This window comes from Streptomyces sp. S465, assembly GCF_026898115.1.
Lineage (GTDB): Bacteria > Actinomycetota > Actinomycetes > Streptomycetales > Streptomycetaceae > Streptomyces > Streptomyces luomodiensis.
Map to the genome: position 1 here is coordinate 870,680 of NZ_CP114036.1, position 19,624 is coordinate 890,303.

A 19,624-nucleotide genomic window follows, 5' to 3' on the forward strand; every position below is an offset into this window, starting at 1 on the left:
GAGTCCCCTGTGACGCTGTCGCCGCATCTGCCGGACAAACTGACCATCTCGCTGTGGGACTTCAGCTGGTACACCCGCACCGGCCCGGGTGAGCCCTTCGCCGACCTCGACCGCGCCTTCGAGGAGGCCGTGACGCGCGGCTACAACACGGTGCGTATCTGCGCCATGCCGTTCCTCCTCTTCGGCTCCCGGCTCGACACGGCCAAACTGCGGTTTTCGGGGCTGGGCGGCGCGTACGGGCAGCGGATGCGCTGGTACGACGTGGGCGGTGGCGGCGAGATCGACGGACGCGCCCGGCTGCGCGAACTGTTCGAGGCGGCCCTGCGCCATGACTGCTTCGTCATCCTCTCCAGCTGGGAGTACCAGCAGAGCCCGGCGTTCGGCGAGGGCCGCGCCTGGTTCGACGCGCTGATGGCCGTCGACCCCGAGCGGCGCGCCGAGGTGCTCGCGGACGCGCTCGCCGATCTGATCGACTTCCTGGTGATCCACGGTCTGGACGACCGGATCGCCTTCACCGAACTGCACAACGAGGTCCAGGGCAGCCGGCTCACCGACGGGCTTCAGGGCGCGGACAAGGTGGTCGCCCTGCGGCCGCGGCTGGAGCGGGGCATCGCCCGGTTCAAGGAGCGCCATCCCAACCGGCCGGTCACGGTCAACTACGCCAAGGTGCCGGTCGGTTCGCTGCGCGGGGTGCCCCGCGAGGTGGATGTGGCGGTCTTCCACCCCTATGTCTACGGGGTGCTGGACGAGCTGTTGACCACCTTCGCCCTGCGCGACCGGGGCCGCCCGTTCCCCCAGGAGCCGGTCCGCCGGGAGCTGCTGCGCCCCGGCGCCCCCGATCTGGCCGACTGGGCTCCCCCGCCCGGCGATCGCTGGCGGCTGGAGGCCACCACGGTCGGCCCCCGCGAGATCTACGTCCACGACTGGTGCGACCCCGCCCGCTGGGACGCCTGGCTGTACGACCGCTATGCCGTGCACCGTACGGCGATGGACCAGCGGCTGGTCACCTGGATCGAGGCGGCCGCGGACTGGGCGGCCGGAAGCGGGGTCCCGCTGGTCTTCGGCGAGGGCTGGATCGGCTACACCCCGCTGCACGGGACCTTCGAGGAGGGGCCGGTGGGGGCCGCGTTCTGCCGCCGCGCGGTGGCGGAGTCGGCGCGGGTGGGCGCGTGGGGCGCGGTGGTGTGCTCCAACGCCGCGCCCCAGCACCCGATGTGGCAGGACATCGCGCTCCAGCGGGAGTGCAACGCGGTGCTGCGCGGCTGAGCCGTGCGGCCGCCCACCGGCCGCGGACCCGCTGCCCCCTGCGCATCGGTTTGCGAACCGGTGCTCACTCGTGCGCCGCTGGAGCCGCGCTCGCACCGGTAAGCACCCGCCCCGAGGGGTACGGACATCACATCTCCTGTGGCGGTGACGGCGGAAAGGGCCCGGATGTGACGACGTCCCCAGCGGATTCCCCAGACCGTGCCGCCGGGCGGGTCCGGCGCCGTGCGCTGGTGGCCGGTTCGGTCGGCAACCTCATCGAGTGGTACGAGTTCGGTGTCTACGGCTTCTTCGCGACGATCATCGCCGCGAACTTCTTCACCCCCGACGGGGGCAGTGAGCTCGAGGGCCTGGTCAAAACCTATGCCTCCTTCGGGATCGCGTTCTTCTTCCGTCCCGTCGGCGCCGCCGTCTTCGGCCGGGTCGGCGATCGGATCGGCCGTCGGCCCACGCTGATCCTGGTGCTGCTGCTGATGACCGGCGCCACGACGCTCATCGGCGCGCTGCCCACGTACGACACGCTGGGCGCGGCCGCTCCCTGGCTGCTCACCCTGTTGCGGATCCTCCAGGGGCTGTCCGCGGGCGGGGAGTTCGGCGGCGCGGTGTCGATCATGACGGAGTTCGCTCCCCGGGGCAGGCGCGGGCTGTACGGGGCGTGGCAGTCGTTCACCGTGGCGCTGGGGCTGCTGGCCGGGGCCGGTGCGGCGGGGCTGTCGGCCACCGTGATGAGCGAGGAGTCACTGGGCGACTGGGGGTGGCGGGTGCCGTTCCTGCTGACCCTGCCGATCGGGCTGGTCGCCCTGTGGCTGCGGCTGAGGCTGGAGGAGACCCCGGCCTTCCGGGCGGCGGCGGGCAGGGAGGCCACCGCGGCGGCGGGCGGGGAGGCCACCACCGCGCCGGACCCGGTGGCGCCGCCCACCGGGCCGGAGCGGGTGGCGACCCCCCGCGAGGTGGCCGGGGCCGTCGTCCTGGGCGCCGCGCGCATCATGGGCTGGGCAGCGGCCGGTTACACCTTCCTGGTCGTCATGCCGTCGTACCTCCAGGCCACTGTGCACGCCACCTTCCAGCAGGCGCTGGTGGCCACCGTGGTGGCCAACGCCGGCTTCGCGCTCGCCATCCTCCCGGCCGGTCTGCTCAGCGACCGGATCGGGCGGCGGCCGGTGATGCTGGCCGGGGCGGTGCTGGTGGTGGTGCTGGCCTTCCCGCTGCTCCATGTGGTGCAGGAGCCGGACGGTTCGGCGTTCAGACAAGGAGTGGCGGTCTTCGTCGCGGGCGTGGTGGTGGGACTGATGGCGGGCCCGGGGCCGGCCATGCTCGCCGAGATGTTCCCGACCCGGGTCCGCTACACGGGGCTGGGGCTGGCGTACGCGCTGTCCAACGCGGTGTTCTCCGGCTGCGCGGGGCTCATCATCACCGAGGTCGTCAAGCGCACCGGCGAGGTCGACATCCCGGCCTACTACACCGCGGTGACCTGCGCCGTCAGCGTGCTCGCGCTGCTCACCCCGCGTGCGCGGGACCGCCACGGCGCGCCGCGCGGCCGGGCGCGGGCGGCCGACGGGAACCAGCGGCAGGAGGAAACGCCATGCGGGTGATCGGCCTGATGTCGGGCACGTCCCATGACGCGGTGGACGCCGCGGCAGCCGATCTGGTGCTGGACGGCGACACGGTGGTGCTGGCCCCGCTGGGTCTGGTCAGCGAGGCGTATCCGGAGGAGCTGCGGTCGGCGCTGAGCGCCGCGCTGCCCCCGGCGGCGACCACCATGAAGGAGGTGTGCGCGCTGGACACCCGGATCGGCCAGGCGTTCGCCTCGCTGGCGGCCCGCGCCGACCGGGAGCTGTGCGCCGGGCGCGCGGATCTCATCGGCTCGCACGGTCAGACGGTGTACCACTGGGCCGAGGGCGGGCGGGTGCACGGGACGCTGCAACTCGGCCAGCCCGCCTGGATCGCCGAGGCCACCGGCTGCCCGGTCGTCTCCGATCTGCGCGCCCGCGATGTGGCCGCCGGCGGCCAGGGCGCTCCCCTGGTCAGCCTGGTGGACGCCCTGTGGCTGCGCGGGCGGCCCGGTGTCCGCGCCGCCCTGAACCTCGGCGGGATCGCCAACATCACGGTGGTGTCGAGCGCCGGGGATCCGCTGGCCTTCGACACCGGCCCGGCCAACGCGCTCATCGACGCGGCCGCCCGGGACCTGACGGGCGGTCGGCTGGACCATGACGCGGACGGCGCCATGGCGGCGCGCGGCACCGTCCACGGGCCGCTGCTGGAGCGGCTTCTGGCCGAGCCGTACTATGCGCTGCCCGCGCCCAAGACGACCGGCAAGGAGCTGTTCCACGGGTCGTATCTGCGGGCGGCCCTGGCCGCCGTGGGTCCGGTGCGGGACGACGACGTGGTCGCCACCGTCACCGAGCTGACCGCCCGCACCGTCGCCGACGCGGTGCGGTCGATGCACGCCACGGAGGTGATCGCCTCGGGCGGCGGCACCCGTAACCCCACGCTGATGGGGGCGTTGCGCCGGGCGCTGGGCGGCATCGCGCTGCGGACCTCCGACGAACTCGGCCTTCCGGCGGCGGCGAAGGAGGCGTACGCCTTCGCCGTCCTCGCCTTTCTGACCGCCCATGGGCTGGCCGGTACGGCTCCGAGCTGCACCGGGGCCCGCCATCCCCGCGTGCTGGGGTCGATCACACCGGGGCGCCGCGGCCTCACCCTGCCCGCGCCGGGACAGCAGGCGCCCACCCGGCTGGAGATCTTCCGGCGCTGAGCGACGGTGGCCGAATCTCGTCCACCGACGGTCCGACATCGGTGACGGAGTCTCCCTTCTCCTAGCGCGTCCCGACCGCGCCCGAGGTACGTTGGGAGGGTCTGTTAGCGGATGGGGTGAACGCGACTGAGCGACCCCCTGGTTGCCGGCGGGGGGCCGAGGGGGCTGACGGGGGGACGGGGGCACGTGGCGGAATCCGGAACGGGTGTGGGCTTCAGAGGCCGCAGCGGGATCATCAGTCTGGTCGGTGAATGCCTCAGGCTGGGACCCACCGACGAGCGGCCGGTGACCATGCTGCTGGGGCCGCGCGGCAGCGGGGCCAGCGAGGCCCACGGCGCGCTGATGGAGCGGTTCGGCCCCGAGACACCGTTCGCCTATGTCAATCTCGGCGGTGAGCAGTCCCTGCTGCCGCGGTACGCCCTGGCACTGCTCGCCCGCCAGCTGGAGCGCAAGCTTCCGCGCTATCGCCGCTCCCACTTCCCCCGGCTCACCCTCGGCCTGCTGGCCTCCGACCATCAGCTGCGGATGACCAGCCTCGAGGAGGGGCGGCGCACCATCCGGCGCGAGCTGGACGCCTTCCAGGAGCAGGCGGAGGCGCGCTACGGCGACTACCTCGCCGCCTTCTTCGAGGTGGCCGGGGGCGCCGTGGGCGCCCCCGACGGCGCCTCCACGGCGGCGCTCGCGCTGCTGCGGGACGCGCTGCGGCGCGGGCGAAGACGGCTGCCGGGCCGCAAGTTCACCAGCAGCGCCGCCTGGTACGGCGACCATCGGCTGCTGCGCAGCCGGGACCCGTGGGAGGCCCTGGTCGAGCTCAACCTGTGGCGCCACGACGGGGACGAGGACGATCAGGAGCGGCTGGACCGGGTGCTGTTCTCCGCCCTGCTGGAGGACATGCGCAGCAATGTGCGGCACTCGTTCATGCCCCGCTCCTATCTGCTGCTGCTGGACAACTCCCATACGGAGTACGGGCGCCGGTTCCTCGATCTGCTGATCCGCGCCCGCCATGACGACGTCGTGGTGGCGGGCGCCGACTGCGATCCGCTCACCGTCGTGGCCAGCTCCAACCGGTGGCTGCCCCGCTGGGGCCCGGCCACCGGCGATCAGTGGCCCTGGCGGCTGCGCGGCCCGGACCGGGCCTCCCTGGAGGACTGGCGGGAGCACCGGCCGGGCCGGGACAGCGATGACACCTGGTGGTATCCGCTGCGGCTGCGCGACCTCAATCTGGACGAGGTGCGCGTCCGCATCGAGCTGGAGCTGCACCACCACCCCGACCTCGCGCCGTTCACCCGGCTCGCCCCCTTCATCCACCGGCTGACCGGAGGGCTCCCCCGGGCGGTGAGCCAGATCCTGGAGCTGCTCCGGCACTCGGCCGTGCCCACCGAGGACGGCGCCGAGCAGGACCGCTGGCTGCGCACCCTGCCGGATCGCATCCCACGGGAGGGCGAGGACCCGCGGACGCTGGCGGAGGCCGCCCTGGACCATCTGCTGCGCGGTCTGGGCCCCGCGCAGCGGGCGGCGCTGGAGGAGTGCGCCGCGGCGCGCGACCTGTCCATCGGCACCCGGCTGCTGGGCTCGGGCGACTCGCTGTTCGGCGAGGTCCGCGGCCGCTGGCTGTTACAGAGCCCGGGGATGGTGTCCTCGTCCCTCCACCCCTGGCTGCGGCGGCTGCTGCTGTGGCGGCTGGCCGGGCGTCCGGACGACTGGGACGCGGTGCACGAGCTGCTGGCCGAGCACTTCAGGTCCGAGGGCCGCACCGTCCAGGAGATGTACCACCGGCTGGCGGCGGAGCGGATCGACGAGGTGACCGGGTATCTGGTGGCGCGCTTCCCGGCGGTGCCGGCGGCGCAGTGGATCAGTGAGTTCAACGCCATCACGGCCGCCCCCAACCGGCTGGGCCAGGCCGGCGGACCGCTGGAGCTGCTCGCCGGTCTCGCCCCGGACCACCCCCCGGAGGCGGTCACCGCCGCCTCGGTGGTCCGGGAGCTGATCACGGTGCGCTGGGTGTGGAGCGATCCGCTCGCCGACCCCGGGATGCGGTTGAACAACCTGATCGCCGACGGGTTCAACCAGCTGTCCCGGCTGCGCAGGAACGACGTGGTGTCCCTGTTCAACGAGGCGGAGCGGTACCGCCACTGGCGCCATCCGCTGACGTCCACGAGCGAAGGGTGAGACCGGTGCCGAGACTCGAATGGCCGCTGCACATCGTGCGCCGGGTGGTGATCGGCGTGATCGTCGTCGCGGTGCTCGCGGTGGCTGTCCCGCTCACCGTGAACTGGATCGACGAGCGGCAGGCCCGATGCGGCGACGGCGTCGTCAAGGTGGACGACGACGAGTGCGTGGGCGTCACCGACGGCTCGTACGTTTTCGCCCCGCACCTGAAGCCCGTGGAGGAGAAGGTCAAGGCGGAGAACGACCGGGTGGAGAAGAGCGGTGAGAAGTACGTCAGCGTCGCCTACATGACCTCGTTCACGCTGACCGACGACGACAGCAACTCCGCGGAGTCGGTCCGGCACGAGCTGGAGGGGGCGTATCTGGCGCAGTACCGGCACAACCGCGGAGACCTCTCCTCCTCCCCCAAGATCAAGCTGCTGATCGCCAATATGGGCAGCAACGCGGATCACTGGGAGCACACCGTCGATGAGCTGATCGACCGGAAGACCTCGGACGACGAGCTGGTCGCGGTCACCGGGCTGGGCCCCAGCGACACCCAGAATCTCGACGCGCTGAGGCAGCTGTCGGACCACGGTCTCGCCCTGGTCGCCAGCACCATGACGGCCACCAACTTCAAGGACATCAAGGGGTTCGTCCGGGTCACCCCGACCAATGTGGACGAGGCGTACGCCGCCTCCGCCTATCTGAAGAGGGAGAAGGTCCGTACGGCGGTGGTGGTCCAGGACGACGCGTCGGACAACGACTACGCCAAGACACTGGGGGACGCCTTCACCGAGGTCTTCCAGGACATCAAGGGCCACCGGCTGGTGGCGGACCGGATGACCTATGACTCCTCGGTGCGCGGCACCTGGCAGAACGAGCTGCGCATCATGCCGGGGCAGCTGTGCGACCAGAAGCCGCAGGCGGTCTTCTTCGCGGGCCGCGGCAAGCACCTCACCCGGTTCCTGGACGCGATCGCCAACCGTCCGTGCCAGGAGCGCACGTTCAAGGTGATCACCGGTGACGACACCACCAACCTCACCGCCGAGGACCTCGCCCACGCCGCCGAGAGCAAGGTGGAGGTGTACTACACGGGTCTGGCGCACCCCGATATGTGGAACGAGGACCCCACCTCCGTCTCCGGCCCCTCGGCCCGCCACTTCCAGCCGGGCGGGTCGCTGGACACCTGGTTCCCCACCGATCAGCGCCAGGACGGCCAGGCCATCATGGCGCATGACGCGGTGCTCACCGCCGCCCAAGGCATCCAGATGGCGGCGCTGGGCGAGGTGACCGGGGAATCGGTGGCCCGGATGTTCCACCAGATGAACGCCCGTCAGCGGGTGCCGGGCGCCAGCGGGTTCATCTCCTTCCAGAACGACGGCAATCCGCGCAACAAGGCCATTCCGATCCTGCACCTCAACGCCAAGGGGCAGGCTGAACTCGTGGAGGTCTCGGCGCCGCGGGACGAGCCGGCCAGGAAGCGGTGACGGTCAGCCGGCGTCTCCCTTGGGCTTCTCGTCGTCGACGATCTCCGCGTCCACGACCTCCTCGTCGGACGACGAGTGGGCCCGGCCCCCGCCGTCACCGGAGGAGCCGGCCGCGGAGCCGCTCGGACCGCCGCCGGACGAGGACGGCTGGGCCTGGGCGTAGATGGCCGTGCCGATCTTCTGCCCGACGGCGGCGGTCCGCTCGGTGGCCTCGCGGATCGCGTTGGTGTCCTCGCCCTCGAGCGTCTTCTTCAGGTCCGCCACCGCCGCCTCGGCCTCCTGCCGCACGTCCTGCGGCACCTTGTCGGCCTGGTCGCGCAGCAGCCTCTCGGTCTGGTAGACGAGCGACTCGGCCTGGTTGCGGGTCTCGGCGGCCTCGCGGCGCCTGTGGTCCTCCTCCGCGTAGCTCTCGGCCTCCCGCATCATGCGGTCGATGTCGTCCTTCGGCAGCGCGGAGCCACCGGTGACGGTCATCCGCTGCTCCCGGCCGGTGCCCAGGTCCTTGGCCGAGACGTGCATGATGCCGTTGGCGTCGATGTCGAAGGCGACCTCGATCTGCGGCACGCCGCGCGGGGCCGGGGGCAGGCCGGTCAGCTCGAACATGCCGAGCTTCTTGTTGTACGCGGCCATCTCCCGCTCGCCCTGGAAGACCTGGATCTGCACCGACGGCTGGTTGTCCTCGGCCGTGGTGAAGACCTCCGAGCGCTTGGTCGGGATCGTGGTGTTGCGCTCGATCAGCCGGGTCATGATGCCGCCCTTGGTCTCGATGCCCAGGGACAGCGGGGTGACGTCCAGCAGCAGGACGTCCTTGACCTCACCCTTGAGGACACCGGCCTGGAGGGAGGCGCCGATGGCGACGACCTCGTCCGGGTTGACGCCCTTGTGCGGCTCCTTGCCGGTCAGCTCCTTGACCAGGTCGGTGACGGCGGGCATCCGGGTGGAACCGCCGACCAGGATCACATGGTCGATGTCGGAGGTCTTGATCCCCGCGTCCTTGATCGCCTGGTGGAAGGGAGCCTTGCAGCGCTCCAGGAGGTCCTCGGTCAGCCGCTGGAACTGCGAGCGGGTGAGCTTCTCGTCCAGATGCAGCGGGCCCTCGTCGGACGCGGTGATGTACGGCAGGTTGATCGTGGTCTCGCTGGCCGCGGAGAGCTCGATCTTGGCCTTCTCGGACGCCTCGCGCAGCCGCTGGACCGCCATCTTGTCCTTGGACAGGTCGACGCCGTAACCGCCCTTGAAGCGGGTGACCAGATGGTCCACGATCCGCTGGTCCCAGTCGTCGCCGCCGAGGTGGGTGTCGCCGTTGGTGGCCTTGACCTCCACCACCCCCTCGCCGATCTCCAGCAACGAGACGTCGAAGGTACCGCCGCCGAGGTCGAAGACCAGGATGGTCTGGTCGTTCTCCTTGTCCAGTCCGTAGGCCAGGGCGGCGGCCGTCGGCTCGTTGATGATCCGCAACACCTTCAGCCCGGCGATCTCGCCCGCCTCCTTGGTGGCGGTGCGCTGGGAGTCGTTGAAGTACGCGGGGACGGTGATCACGGCGTCCGTGACGTCCTCGCCGAGGTACGCCTCACCGTCGCGCTTGAGCTTCTGCAGCACCCGCGCGGAGATCTCCTGCGCGGTGTAGCGCTTGCCGTCGACGTCGCCGGTGGCCGGGAACCGCCAGCGGTCCTCGCCCACGTGGCGCTTGACCGAGCGCGCGGTGCGCTCCACGTTCGTCACCGCCTGACGCTTGGCGACCTCCCCCACCAGCACCTCGCCGTTCTTGGCGAAGGCCACCACCGAGGGCGTGGTCCGGGCGCCCTCGGTGTTGGTGATGACGGTCGGCTCGCCGCCCTCCAGGACGGATACGACCGAGTTCGTCGTACCCAGGTCAATACCGACTGCGCGAGTCATCTCAGCACTCCTCCCGGTCTGCCTCCCAGTATCCCAAAAGGGGATATTCAGGATGGCGTACGGAAGCGGGCCGGTCTTCAGTCCCGCAGGTGGTCGACCTCGCGCATCTTGTTGGTGGCGTCCAGCGCGGCGACCTTGTAGGACTCGGCGAAGGTCGGATAGTTGAACACCGCGTCCACCAGATAGTCGACGGTGCCGCCGCAGCCCATCACCGCCTGGCCGATGTGGATCAGCTCGGTGGCGCCGGTGCCGAAGCAGTGCACCCCGAGCAGCCGCCGGTCCTCGGGGGAGACCAGAAGTTTCAGCATGCCGTGCGCATCCCCGACGATCTGGCCCCGGGCCAGCTCGCGATAGCGCGACACGCCGACCTCGAAGGGCACCTTCTGCTCCGTGAGCTGGTCCTCGGTGCGGCCGATGAAGCTGATCTCCGGGATGCTGTAGATCCCGATCGGCTGGAGATCGTGGATCGGGTTCACCGGCTCCTGGCAGGCGTGGTACGCCGCGTTCCGCCCCTGTTCCATGGAGGTCGCGGCCAGGGCGGGGAAGCCGATGACATCGCCGACCGCGTAGATGTGGGGGACGGCGGTGCGGTAGTGCTCGTCCACCGCGATCCGGCCCCGCCGGTCGGCGGTCAGTCCCGCCTTGGCGAGGTCCAGCCCGTCGGTGAGCCCCTGGCGCCCCGCGGAGTACATCACCGCGTCGGCGGGGATCTTCTTGCCGCTCTCCAGGATGGTCAGGGCGCCGCGCGGATGGCGCTCGACCGCCGCCACGGTCTCGCCGAAGCGGAAGGTGACGGCCAGGTCGCGCAGCCGGTACCGCAGCGCCTCGACGATCTCGACGTCGCAGAAGTCCAGCATCCCCTCGCGCTGCTCGACCACGGTGACCTTGCTGCCCAGGGCGGCGAACATCGAGGCGTACTCGATGCCGATCACCCCGGCGCCCACGATGACCATGGAGCGCGGCACCCGCTCCATGGTGAGGACGCTGTCCGAGTCCATGATCGTCCGCTCGTCGAACGCCACGCTCGCGGGGCGGGCCGGACGGGTGCCGGTGGCGATCACGATATGCCGCGCGGTCAGCAGCTGGTCATGACCGGTCGCGTCCGTGACGGCCACCGTGTGGTCGTCCACGAACCGCCCGGTGCCCGGGAACAGCGCGACCCGGTTGCGGGACAGCTGGCTGCGGACGACGTCCACCTCACGGCCCACCACGTGCCGGGTGCGGGCCGTCAGGTCGGCGACGGTGATTTCCTCCTTGAGCCGGTAGCTCTGGCCGTACAGATCCCGCTGGGTCAGTCCGGTGAGATACAGCACCGCCTCGCGCAGGGTCTTCGACGGAATCGTGCCGGTGTGGAGGGAGACCCCGCCCACCATCTCCGTCCGGTCGACGACGGCCACCCGGCGACCGAGTTTGGCGGCGGCGATGGCAGCCTTCTGGCCGCCCGGCCCGGACCCGATCACCAGCATGTCAAAGTCGTTCACGGACCGAGTCTGACATCGGACGACGGCCCGCTGGAAGAGCGAGCCACCGGTCAACCGGCCTTCACGGCAGGCGAGTTGGGGCGCGCTATCCGGTGTGGGGCCACAGCCGGCCGTGGGCGTCCCGGGCCAGCGGGGTCACGGACGTCAGCAGGACGAGGCCGACCAGTGCGACGGGCAGGGCGGGCGCGGCCGGCGCGGCCCAGGACACCAGAACCCCGCCCGCCGCCGCGCCCGCCACCAGGGCCCCCAGCAGCGCGGCGCTGAGCCGGCGCACCTTTCCACTGCGCGCCGCGTCGACCAGCAGCCCGGTCAGGATGCCGGTGAGATAGGTGGTGGAGAGGCCGGGCGGCCCGATGGCCCGCACCAGACCGCTCTGCCCGCCCATGGCGAGCGCGGCCACCGCCAGCAACCCCAGCTGCCGGCCGCCGACGGGGTGGCCGCCGGCGGTCGCCCATCCCGCCCACAGCCCGCCGAGCGCCACCAGCTCCACCGCGAGCGCGCACCGGGCCCGCCACACCGGCCGGGGGCCGCGGACGATCCGGCCGCTCAGCAGCGCCCCCGCGATGTACCCGGCCATGGCGACCGCGGAGTCCCGGGCCCGCGCCGGGTCCGGGGACGCGGTCGACATGCCGAGCAGGGAGAGGTTGGCGGTCATGACGCTGGTGAAGACGCCGCCCAGGGCCAGGAAGCTCATCGCGTCCATCGCCCCGGTCGCCACGGTCAGCGCCACGGCGGCCGCCACTCCCCGGGCGTCGCCGGCCCGGCCCGGACGCCGTCCCTGCGCGGTGGGGCCGGTATCGGTCTGATCGGCCATCGGCAACCCTCCGGTCACCCCGGGTGCCCCCGGCGGCGCACCGGAAACAAGCACACCGGACACAGGCGCGCCGAGGCCGGTCAGGAGCCGGCCGGGGCGGCGGAGGCCCGCCGCTGGCGGTGTTTCGCGGCCTTGGCGCTGTTGCCGCACAGCCGCATGGAGCACCACCGGCGCCTTCGGCCCGGCGTGTGGTCGAGGTAGAGCATGGTGCACAGCGAGGAGTCGCAGGCCCGCAGCGCCCCGCGCCGCTCCGGGTCCCCGAGCAGCGCGATCAGGTCGCGGACCACGACCGACTGAAGCTCCCGCCCGGACAGGGGCCGATCGGCTCCGTCGACCACGACACCGGTGCCGGTGGCCCTCAGCCGCGGCTGCGGCGGGGCGGGGCGGGCCCGGTCGTTGAGCAGCGCCACGGAACCGGCGGACGGGGGCCGGCCGTGGACGACCGCCGCCACCACGTCGTACGCGGCCTCGCGCAGCGTCCGCAGTTCGGCGAGGAAGTCATCGGTGACGTCCTGGTCGCGCAGGACCAGCCCGACGCCCGTGCACCACTCCCGCAGCCGGTCGAGGGTGCCCAGCCGCTCGATCGGGACGCTGCTCCGCCGACCGAGGGTCGCGACCAGGTTCAGGGCGAGGCTGCCGGCGTCGAAGCGCAGTGCCCGCAAGCGAACCGTCACCCGCGGCCGCGGGACCGGCTCCGTCGAGGAATCCATGCGCTTATAGTAACCGCCTGAAGGGTTACAAAGCGGCTGAGGGTGAAGGGGACATCATGCGGATCGCGGTCATCGGCGCGGGTGGCGTCGGCGGGTACTTCGGCGCGCGGCTCGCCGCGGCGGGGGACGACGTGACCTTCGTGGCACGCGGCCGGCATCTCGCGGCGATCCAGGAGAAGGGGCTGACGGTGCGCAGTCCGCTGGGCGAGCTGCGGGTGGCGCCCGAGGCGGTGGTACCGGCCGTCTCCGACCTCAAGGCCCCGGACCTCGTCCTGGTGGCGGTGAAGCTGTGGGACACCGAGGACGTCGCCCGGCAGCTGGCACCCCTCGCCGAGCGCGGCGCCACCGTCGTCTCGTTCCAGAACGGCGTTCAGAAGGACACGGTGCTGCGGCGCCATCTGCCGGCCGCATCCGTCCTCGGCGGAGTCGGCTACATCTCGGCGTTCATCGAGGAGCCCGGGGTCGTGGTGCACAACGGCACGCTGCAACGGCTGGTGTTCGGGGAGTACGACCGCGCCGAGTCCCCGCGGGCCCGCCATTTCCTCGACCGCTGTCTGGCGGCGGGTATCGACGCGGAGATCAGCGGCGACATCGAGCGCACCATCTGGGAGAAGTTCGTCTTCCTGGTGGGCCTGTCCGGCACCACATCGGCGGTGCGCCGGCCGATCGGGGTGGTCCGCGCGCACCCGGGGTCGCGGACCCTGCTGCGCGAGGTGATGCACGAGGTGGTCGCCGTGGGACGGGCCAAGGGGGTGGCCCTGGACCCCGGTTTCGCCGACGACCGGCTCGCCTTCTGTGACGGGCTGCCCGCCACGATGACGTCCTCCATGCACAACGACCTCGTCCACGGCAACCGTCTGGAACTCGGCTGGCTCAGCGGAGCGGTGGCCGAACTCGGCGCCGAGCTGGGGGTCGCGACCCCGCGCAACCGGGCCATCGCCGAGATCCTCTCCCCCTACGCGCTGGGCGATCCGGACGCGGCGGGCGGCGCGGAGGTCACCGCAGCAGGGGCAGCTTCCCGATGAGCTTGCTCACCTTGTTCCGCGGGCCGACGAGGCTGATCGCGAGATAGTCCAGGTCCTCGCTCCTGGTGCCGGCCAGGCTCTCGAGGTACGCGTCGTAGACCCGTGAGGTCTGGGCCTGTCCGGGCATGTCGACCAGGAACAGGTCGTCCTTCCCGGTGGCCTTGGCGCGCAGCTCGCGCAGCGCCTGGGGGCCGGCGGCCAGGATCGAGCAGCCGGCCCACGGCAGCCCCGGGTGGCCGGCTCCGGACCCGTCCGTGCCGTCCGGCCCCAGCAGCTCCGGCATCGCCCGGCCGACGGCGGCGGCCATGCAGGCGGCGGCGTTCACCGCCCGGCCCGCCGGCAGTCCCTCGGCCACGACGATCACCCACTTCAGCTTCGCCTGCCGGGTGGACTGGTCGGTGCGCACGTCCTCAACGGACAGCTGGGGAACGGACACGAGCGGCACTCCTTGTCGATGACTAATGTGGTGGACGGTACCCATCCATCCGTGTCCTGGGGTGGCTCGCCGAATTTCCTCAGGCAAAGGAGCACTTTCGTGGAACTTGATGCACTCGACCGTGCTCTTTTGCGGGAGCTGCAGAACGATGCACGCCAGACCAATCGGGAGCTGGCCCTGCGGACGGGGGTCTCGCCGTCGACCTCCCTGGAGCGGGTCCGGGCACTGCGGGAGCGCGGCATCATCAGCGGGTACCACGCCGCCGTCGACCTGGAGACGGTCGGCCGTCCGGTCCAGGCGCTGATCTCGGTGCGGATCCGCCCGCCGTCCCGGCCGGTCATCGAGGGCTTCCGCGAATGGGCCGCCCGGCTGCCGGAGACCATCGGCCTGTTCGTCACCTCCGGCGCCCATGACTTCCTCATCCACGTGGCGGTGCCGGACACGGGCGGGCTGTACGCGTTCGTGATCGACCGGCTCACCGAGCGCCGCGAGGTGGCGGATGTGCAGACCACGATGGTGTACGAACACACCCAGTCACGGTGTATCGACCCGGCCCCGGCCGAGCGCCCCGCGCCCTCCCACCGCAGGCGCTAGGGCGTGTGGGGAAAGTAGCGCCGTCCACGCCCGGGGGTGCGTACGCCGATGGCGGTCAGGAGCCCGTCGCCGCCGTCGTCTTCTCCGGCCGCGACTCGGGGGTGGCCGGCGCGTGGCGCACCCACAGCGGCCGCAGCCGGCGGGTCAGCAGATAGAGCACCGCGGCGACGGCCGCCGCGACGAACATGCTCAGATCTCCCGCGTGCGGATGGGCCGAGGCGAACGCCCCGGTGTAGAGGTCGGACCGCCAGAACGGCACCGAGGCCAGCACCCCGCCGCCCCAGGCGACGATGCCCCAGGAGAGCACCCGACCGCGGTCGTACAGCTCGGCGATCCGGCCGGGGTCACTGCGGCCGCCCACGTGGTAGTCGAGCAGCAGCACGGTGGCGAACGGCGCGATGAAGTACGCGGTGAGGTTGAGGAACACCGCGAACTTCTGCTCGGTCCCGGAGTGTCCCCACAGGCTGATCCCGTACGCCAGCGCGCAGATGAGGGTGACGGCCTGGGTCCTTGTGACCGGCACCTTCAGCGTCTGGACGGAGATGGCGCCGCCGTAGACGTTGAGGAAGTTCTGGGCGAGGGCCGAGAGCCCGATGGCGATCAGGGCGGGGACGGCGAACGGCCCGGTCAGCTGGTGCAGGGCGGTGATGGAGTCGGTGCTGGTGGCGTTGGAGCCGAGGAGCACACCGAGGATGCCGAGCCAGCAGATGGTGACGAAGTTGCCCAACCCGGTGTACCAGGCGGTGCGGCTCACCACGCGTGGCGTATCGGGCAGATAGCGCGAGTAGTCCGAGGCGAACGGCGCCCAGGCGACGAGGAAGGAGAGGAACCAGCCGCCGAAGGTGATCCAGCCGCCGGTGGAACCGATGTAGTCCGGTGCCTTGGGATCGGCGCCGAAGGTGCCCGCGCCCCGTGCCAGGGCCACCACCGTGATCATGACGAACAGCGGAGTGAGCACATAGGTCAGCACCCGCTGAAGGAAATTGATCATGTTGTAGCCGTAGATGGACACCACCAGCTCGATGAGGGTGAGCGCCAATCCACAGACCCAGAAGGGCAGATGGGTCAGCTCGGAGATCGCCTTGCCGCCGAGGATCACGGTGACGGCGGCCCAGCCGACCCCGGCGAACACGTTGATGTACGCCACCGGCAGGAAGTTGCCGAAGAAACCGAGCGGCCCGCGCGCCTGGATCTGCTGGGGCACCCCCAGCCGTACCCCCATCCGGGACATCACGGCCATCAGCAGTGCGCCGAGCCCCGCGCCGACCACGATCGCGGCGACGGCGGCGCCGAAGCTGAGGCCGAGTCCGACCGCGCTGAACCCGAGCAGGATGACGGGGAAGTTGAGACCGGCGGCGAACCAGACGAAGAACTGCGAACTGGGCTTGCCGTGCCGCTCGTTGTCGGGGATGTGGTCGACCCCGAAGGGCTCCACCTTGGTGACCGCGCTGCCGTACACCGGCGCCGGGTCGTCGTGGGTCATGGGGGTGCTCCTGTGCGGGAGGGGACGTCAGAGGGCGGTGCGGGGCCGGCGGATCCACGGATCGGGGCGGCGGCGTCTCACCACGGCAGGGGCGCGGTGTGGGAGATGTCGAAGAAACCGCCGCCGCTGTAGACCAGCGGGGCCAGCTCCTCATGGCGGGCGGAGACCACCCGGCCGGTGAAGACGGTGTGGCTGCCGGCCTCCAGCCGCTCGCCGATCTCCACCTCCAGCTGGGCGCAGGACCCGTCGATCAGCGGGGCGCCGAAGCCGCCGGGGGTCCAGGACAGCCCGGCGAACTTGTCGTCCGCCTTGGAGGCGAAGGTCTTGGCCACGTCCAGCTGGCCGGCGGCGAGGATGTTGATCCCCAGATGGGTGGCCCGGTGCAGCGCGGGGTGGGTGGCGGAGCTGCGCTGGACGCAGACCAGCACCATCGGCGGGTCCAGCGAGATGCTGGCGAAGGCGTTCACCGCGAGCCCCCGTGGCCTGCCGTCGTCGTCGCAGGTCACCACGGTGACACCGGTGATGAACTTACGGTGCACCCCGCGCACCAGGTCGGCGTCGACGGCCGCCTGCTGGGTGGTGGTGATGATCCCGAGCGCCTCCAGCAGCTGGCGGGGGTCCCAGGTCACCCACTCCTCGCTGACCACCCCGTGGTCGAAGCGGGCGAAGGTGGCGCCGGAGACCTCGACCGGCCGGCCGGTGGCCGGCACCCCGAGGAAGTCGCCGGTGTGACTGCCGGTGCTGCGCCAGCGGATCGCCAGCGTTTCGCCGTCCTCCACGACCTCCTCGATCTCGGTACGGAGATCGGGAAAGGCCTGGCGGATGGCGCGGATGGACTCCTTGAACTGCTCTCGGTCCTGGGGGGCCGCGGCGGGGCCGCGACGGCGTACGTAGGCGGGGCTGAGCAGGTCGTCGAGCGCGTCGACCTGGCCCCGGTCCCAGACGGCCTGCCAGGTGGAGCGGATGCGGGCGGTGCGGTGGGGAGTATGCGTCATGCCGTGTTCCCTCAGTCAGCTCTTGTATGGCAGAGGACCGTAGAAAGGCCATCAGCTGCTGTCAACACCCTGAGCCGAATGAACCGGAAACGGACCCGGGACTCCCTGGTTGAACAGCAAAGACACAGGTCAAATGTTGTTGCCTGGGCCGTGGCCCTTGACGGGGCCAGAAATGGACTCCTAGCCTCCCTGCCATGGCACAGCGTGACCCGGAAGAACAGGACGGACGCTGCATGCGCTTCTCGATATTCCACAATCTCGGTGCCCCGGGCCGTCTCGGCGAGTACGCCGACGTCATGGCCGAGGCACGGGAGTTCGCGGTCGCCGCGGACCAGGCGGGCTTCTGGTCCACCTGGTACACCGAGCACCACTTCGGGCACGAGGCGATCGAGATCACCCCGAACCCGGTGCTGATGGGCGCGGACATCGCCGCGCGTACGACACGGATCCGGATCGGCCAGGCGGCCTCCATCGCCACCTTCTGGCATCCGCTGCGGCTCGCCGAGGACATCGCGATGCTCGACCAGCTCTCGGGGGGCCGGGTCGAGGTCGGTCTCGGCCGGGGGCTGTACGGGCGTGAGGCACTCAACCTCAACGCTCTGGCCGATCCGCGTGACCAGGAGCAGAACCGCGCCCTGTACGACGAGACGGTGGAGGTGCTGCGCAAGGCGTGGAGCGGCGAGTTCTTCGCGCACCGGGGCCGCTTCTACGAGTTCCCCGCCCCCGGGGTGAAGTGGAACCATCCCCTCTCCCCCGCCACCCCGGAGTACACCGAGGCCGGTGTCATCACCAAGATGCAGGTCACGCCGTTTCCGTTGCAGCGGCCGCACCCGCCGCTGTGGCAGGTCATCGACAGCCCCCGCTCGATCAAGGCCGCCGCGGCCGACGGCGTCCAGGGGATGTTCTGGCTGCCGCCGGTCTCCGCGCTCAAGGAGCGGTTCGAGCTCTACCGGGACACCGCGAGCCAGGCGTCCGGCCGCAGTTACGCGCTCGGCGAGGGCATCGGCCTGGTGCGCGATGTGTATGTCGCCGACACCATGGAGCAGGCACGCGCCGAATTCGAAGAGGCGCTGATGACCACCTACCGGTGGATCATGCACTGGCGGGGACTGGCCAACCTCATGGAGGCGGGCGAGGAGCTCACCGACGCCCATGAGCTGTCCTTCGACTTCCTCCAGCGGCGCAATCTGCTGGTCGGCACCCCCGAGTACGTCGCGGAGAAGATCGCCGAACTGCGCGACGAGGTGGGCCTGGAACATCTGCTGCTGTGGACCACCCACCCCGGTCTGCCGCACCGCAACGCCATGCGCAGCCTGGAGCTGTTCGCCGAGAAGGTCATGCCGCAGTTCACCACCGGCGGCGCTCATGGCTGAGGCGCTGCTGCGCAAGGTCGTCACCGTCACCGATGAGCTGCTGCTGGAGCTCGGCCGCCCGGTCGCGGTGCCGGTGCGCCGGGCCGCGGCGGCCGCGGTGATCCGCAACCCCTGGGCCGGGGCCGGCTTCGTCGCCGATCTGGGGCCCGAGGTCGAGCGGATCGCACCGGGGCTGGCCCGGCTGCTCACCGGCCGGATCAGCGAGGCGCTGGGCGGGGTCGACCGGATCGAGTCCTTCGGCAAGGCCGCGATCGTGGGGCTGGACGGGGAGATCGAGCACGGCGGCGCGCTGATCCACACCCCCTTCTTCGGCAATGTCCTGCGTGAGCTGACCGAGGGCACCTCGATCATCGTCTTCAGCGACGACCGGCTCGCGGCCGGTGAGCCGCTGACCGTGCCGCTGTGGCACAAGACCGCGGCCGCGACCCGCTCGCACTACCTGACCTGCCAGATCCGCATCCCCGACGCGCCCCGCCCGGACGAGATCGTCGTCATCGCGGCCGGGGCGTCCGGCCCGCGCCCGAACGCCCGGATCGGGGACCGCTCCACCGACCCCCTCATCCGCCTCGCCGACCTGGACGACCTGGAGACCGTGACGTGAACCTCCGCAAGATCATCACCTACACCGAGGACATCCACAGCGAGGGCGGCCGCCCGGTGGCCCCGCCGGCCCGTACGGCGGTGGTGCTCGCCGTCATCGAGAACCCGTGGGCCGGACAGGGCTTCGTGGCCGATCTGCTGCCCGGGATCGACGAGGTGGCGCCGAAGCTCGGCGAGCTGCTGGCCCCGCGCGTGGTCGAGGCGCTGGGCGCGCCGGTGGAGGCGTACGGGAAGGCCGCGATCGTGGGGCTGGACGGGGAGATCGAGCACGGCTCCGGGCTGATCCACACCCTCAAGTTCGGCGACCACTTCCGGCGGGCGGCGAACGCGACGACCCTGCTGCCGGCCGTGGAGAAGCGGGCCGCCGCGGGAACGGTCTTCGACATTCCGCTCAAGCACGTCACCGACGCCACCATCCGCTCGCACCACCAGAGCATCGAGGTACGGGTGGCGGACGCGCCGCGCGCCGACGAGATCGTCATCGGGCTCGCGGCGGCCGCCCAGGGCCGCCCCCAGGCCCGGCTGGCCCCGCTGTCGACGGAGCGGTGAGCGCGTGGTGAG

17 protein-coding genes are annotated in these 19,624 nt (G+C 71.5%); 10 read left to right on the forward strand and 7 right to left on the reverse strand.

Annotated features, from left to right (window positions below):
- Positions 1 to 9 precede the first annotated feature (9 nt).
- From N6H00_RS03595 to N6H00_RS03615, 5 genes are all read left to right on the forward strand, one after another.
- On the forward strand, positions 10 to 1,266 hold the full coding sequence (locus tag N6H00_RS03595) for a cellulase-like family protein (protein ID WP_268970058.1): 1,257 nt from the start codon (positions 10 to 12) through the stop codon (positions 1,264 to 1,266).
- A 167-nt stretch (positions 1,267 to 1,433) separates the two neighbouring features.
- Positions 1,434 to 2,855: an MFS transporter gene (locus N6H00_RS03600; RefSeq protein ID WP_268970059.1), complete on the forward strand. Its 1,422-nt coding sequence runs from the start codon at positions 1,434 to 1,436 to the stop codon at positions 2,853 to 2,855.
- Entirely contained in the window at positions 2,846 to 4,018 is a 1,173-nt protein-coding gene (locus N6H00_RS03605) for an anhydro-N-acetylmuramic acid kinase (protein ID WP_268970060.1), read from the forward strand. Before N6H00_RS03600 ends, N6H00_RS03605 begins: the two co-directional genes overlap by 10 nt.
- Before the next feature lie 207 nt (positions 4,019 to 4,225).
- A complete protein-coding gene (locus N6H00_RS03610) occupies positions 4,226 to 6,187 on the forward strand; it encodes a hypothetical protein (protein ID WP_268970061.1) in 1,962 nt (653 codons plus the stop codon).
- A 5-nt stretch (positions 6,188 to 6,192) separates the two neighbouring features.
- Positions 6,193 to 7,656, forward strand: a complete 1,464-nt coding sequence (locus tag N6H00_RS03615; RefSeq protein ID WP_268970062.1) for an ABC transporter substrate-binding protein — start codon at positions 6,193 to 6,195, stop codon at positions 7,654 to 7,656.
- Positions 7,657 to 7,659: 3 nt separating this feature from the next.
- Here the strand turns inward: N6H00_RS03615 and dnaK are convergent, their stop codons facing one another.
- The 4 genes from dnaK to N6H00_RS03635 all read right to left on the reverse strand — a co-directional run bounded on the left by dnaK (position 7,660) and on the right by N6H00_RS03635 (position 12,557).
- Positions 7,660 to 9,552, reverse strand: coding sequence for a molecular chaperone DnaK (gene dnaK, locus N6H00_RS03620; protein ID WP_268970063.1), 1,893 nt, complete (start codon positions 9,550 to 9,552; stop codon positions 7,660 to 7,662).
- Positions 9,553 to 9,629: 77 nt separating this feature from the next.
- A complete protein-coding gene (gene sthA, locus N6H00_RS03625) occupies positions 9,630 to 11,033 on the reverse strand; it encodes a Si-specific NAD(P)(+) transhydrogenase (protein ID WP_268970064.1) in 1,404 nt (467 codons plus the stop codon).
- Between the two features lie 85 nt (positions 11,034 to 11,118).
- Positions 11,119 to 11,847 (reverse strand): YoaK family protein, encoded by a 729-nt coding sequence (locus N6H00_RS03630; RefSeq protein WP_268970065.1) that lies wholly within the window; start codon positions 11,845 to 11,847, stop codon positions 11,119 to 11,121.
- Positions 11,848 to 11,927: 80 nt separating this feature from the next.
- Positions 11,928 to 12,557 carry a CGNR zinc finger domain-containing protein gene (locus N6H00_RS03635; RefSeq protein ID WP_268970066.1) on the reverse strand — a complete coding sequence of 210 codons (630 nt, stop codon included), beginning with the start codon at positions 12,555 to 12,557 and terminating at the stop codon, positions 11,928 to 11,930.
- A 56-nt stretch (positions 12,558 to 12,613) separates the two neighbouring features.
- On the opposite strand from N6H00_RS03635, the gene N6H00_RS03640 reads away from it, so the two are divergent.
- Entirely contained in the window at positions 12,614 to 13,582 is a 969-nt protein-coding gene (locus N6H00_RS03640; protein WP_268970067.1) for a ketopantoate reductase family protein, read from the forward strand.
- Here N6H00_RS03640 and N6H00_RS03645 read toward each other — a convergent pair.
- A complete protein-coding gene (locus tag N6H00_RS03645) occupies positions 13,554 to 14,018 on the reverse strand; it encodes a DUF2000 domain-containing protein (RefSeq protein WP_268970068.1) in 465 nt (154 codons plus the stop codon). The genes N6H00_RS03640 and N6H00_RS03645 overlap by 29 nt on opposite strands.
- Positions 14,019 to 14,117: 99 nt before the next feature.
- Here N6H00_RS03645 and N6H00_RS03650 point away from each other — a divergent pair, with 99 nt between their 5' ends.
- Entirely contained in the window at positions 14,118 to 14,612 is a 495-nt protein-coding gene (locus N6H00_RS03650) for an Lrp/AsnC family transcriptional regulator (protein ID WP_268970069.1), read from the forward strand.
- Between the two features lie 55 nt (positions 14,613 to 14,667).
- Here N6H00_RS03650 and N6H00_RS03655 read toward each other — a convergent pair whose 3' ends face one another.
- Both N6H00_RS03655 and N6H00_RS03660 read right to left on the reverse strand, forming a co-directional pair.
- Complete coding sequence (locus N6H00_RS03655; RefSeq protein ID WP_268970070.1) at positions 14,668 to 16,095, reverse strand: purine-cytosine permease family protein; 1,428 nt, start codon at positions 16,093 to 16,095, stop codon at positions 14,668 to 14,670.
- A gap of 77 nt (positions 16,096 to 16,172) precedes the next feature.
- Complete coding sequence (locus N6H00_RS03660; RefSeq protein WP_268970071.1) at positions 16,173 to 17,090, reverse strand: flavin reductase; 918 nt, start codon at positions 17,088 to 17,090, stop codon at positions 16,173 to 16,175.
- A gap of 194 nt (positions 17,091 to 17,284) precedes the next feature.
- On the opposite strand from N6H00_RS03660, the gene N6H00_RS03665 reads away from it, so the two are divergent.
- Genes N6H00_RS03665 through N6H00_RS03675 form a run of 3 tightly spaced genes read left to right on the forward strand, consistent with a single transcriptional unit; the run spans position 17,285 to position 19,612 of the window.
- On the forward strand, positions 17,285 to 18,463 hold the full coding sequence (locus N6H00_RS03665) for an LLM class flavin-dependent oxidoreductase (protein ID WP_268970072.1): 1,179 nt from the start codon (positions 17,285 to 17,287) through the stop codon (positions 18,461 to 18,463).
- Positions 18,456 to 19,064, forward strand: a complete 609-nt coding sequence (locus N6H00_RS03670) for an amino acid synthesis family protein (protein ID WP_268970073.1) — start codon at positions 18,456 to 18,458, stop codon at positions 19,062 to 19,064. The genes N6H00_RS03665 and N6H00_RS03670 overlap by 8 nt, the downstream gene beginning before the upstream one ends.
- Positions 19,061 to 19,612 carry an amino acid synthesis family protein gene (locus N6H00_RS03675; RefSeq protein ID WP_268970074.1) on the forward strand — a complete coding sequence of 184 codons (552 nt, stop codon included), beginning with the start codon at positions 19,061 to 19,063 and terminating at the stop codon, positions 19,610 to 19,612. The genes N6H00_RS03670 and N6H00_RS03675 overlap by 4 nt, the downstream gene beginning before the upstream one ends.
- Positions 19,613 to 19,624 lie beyond the last annotated feature (12 nt).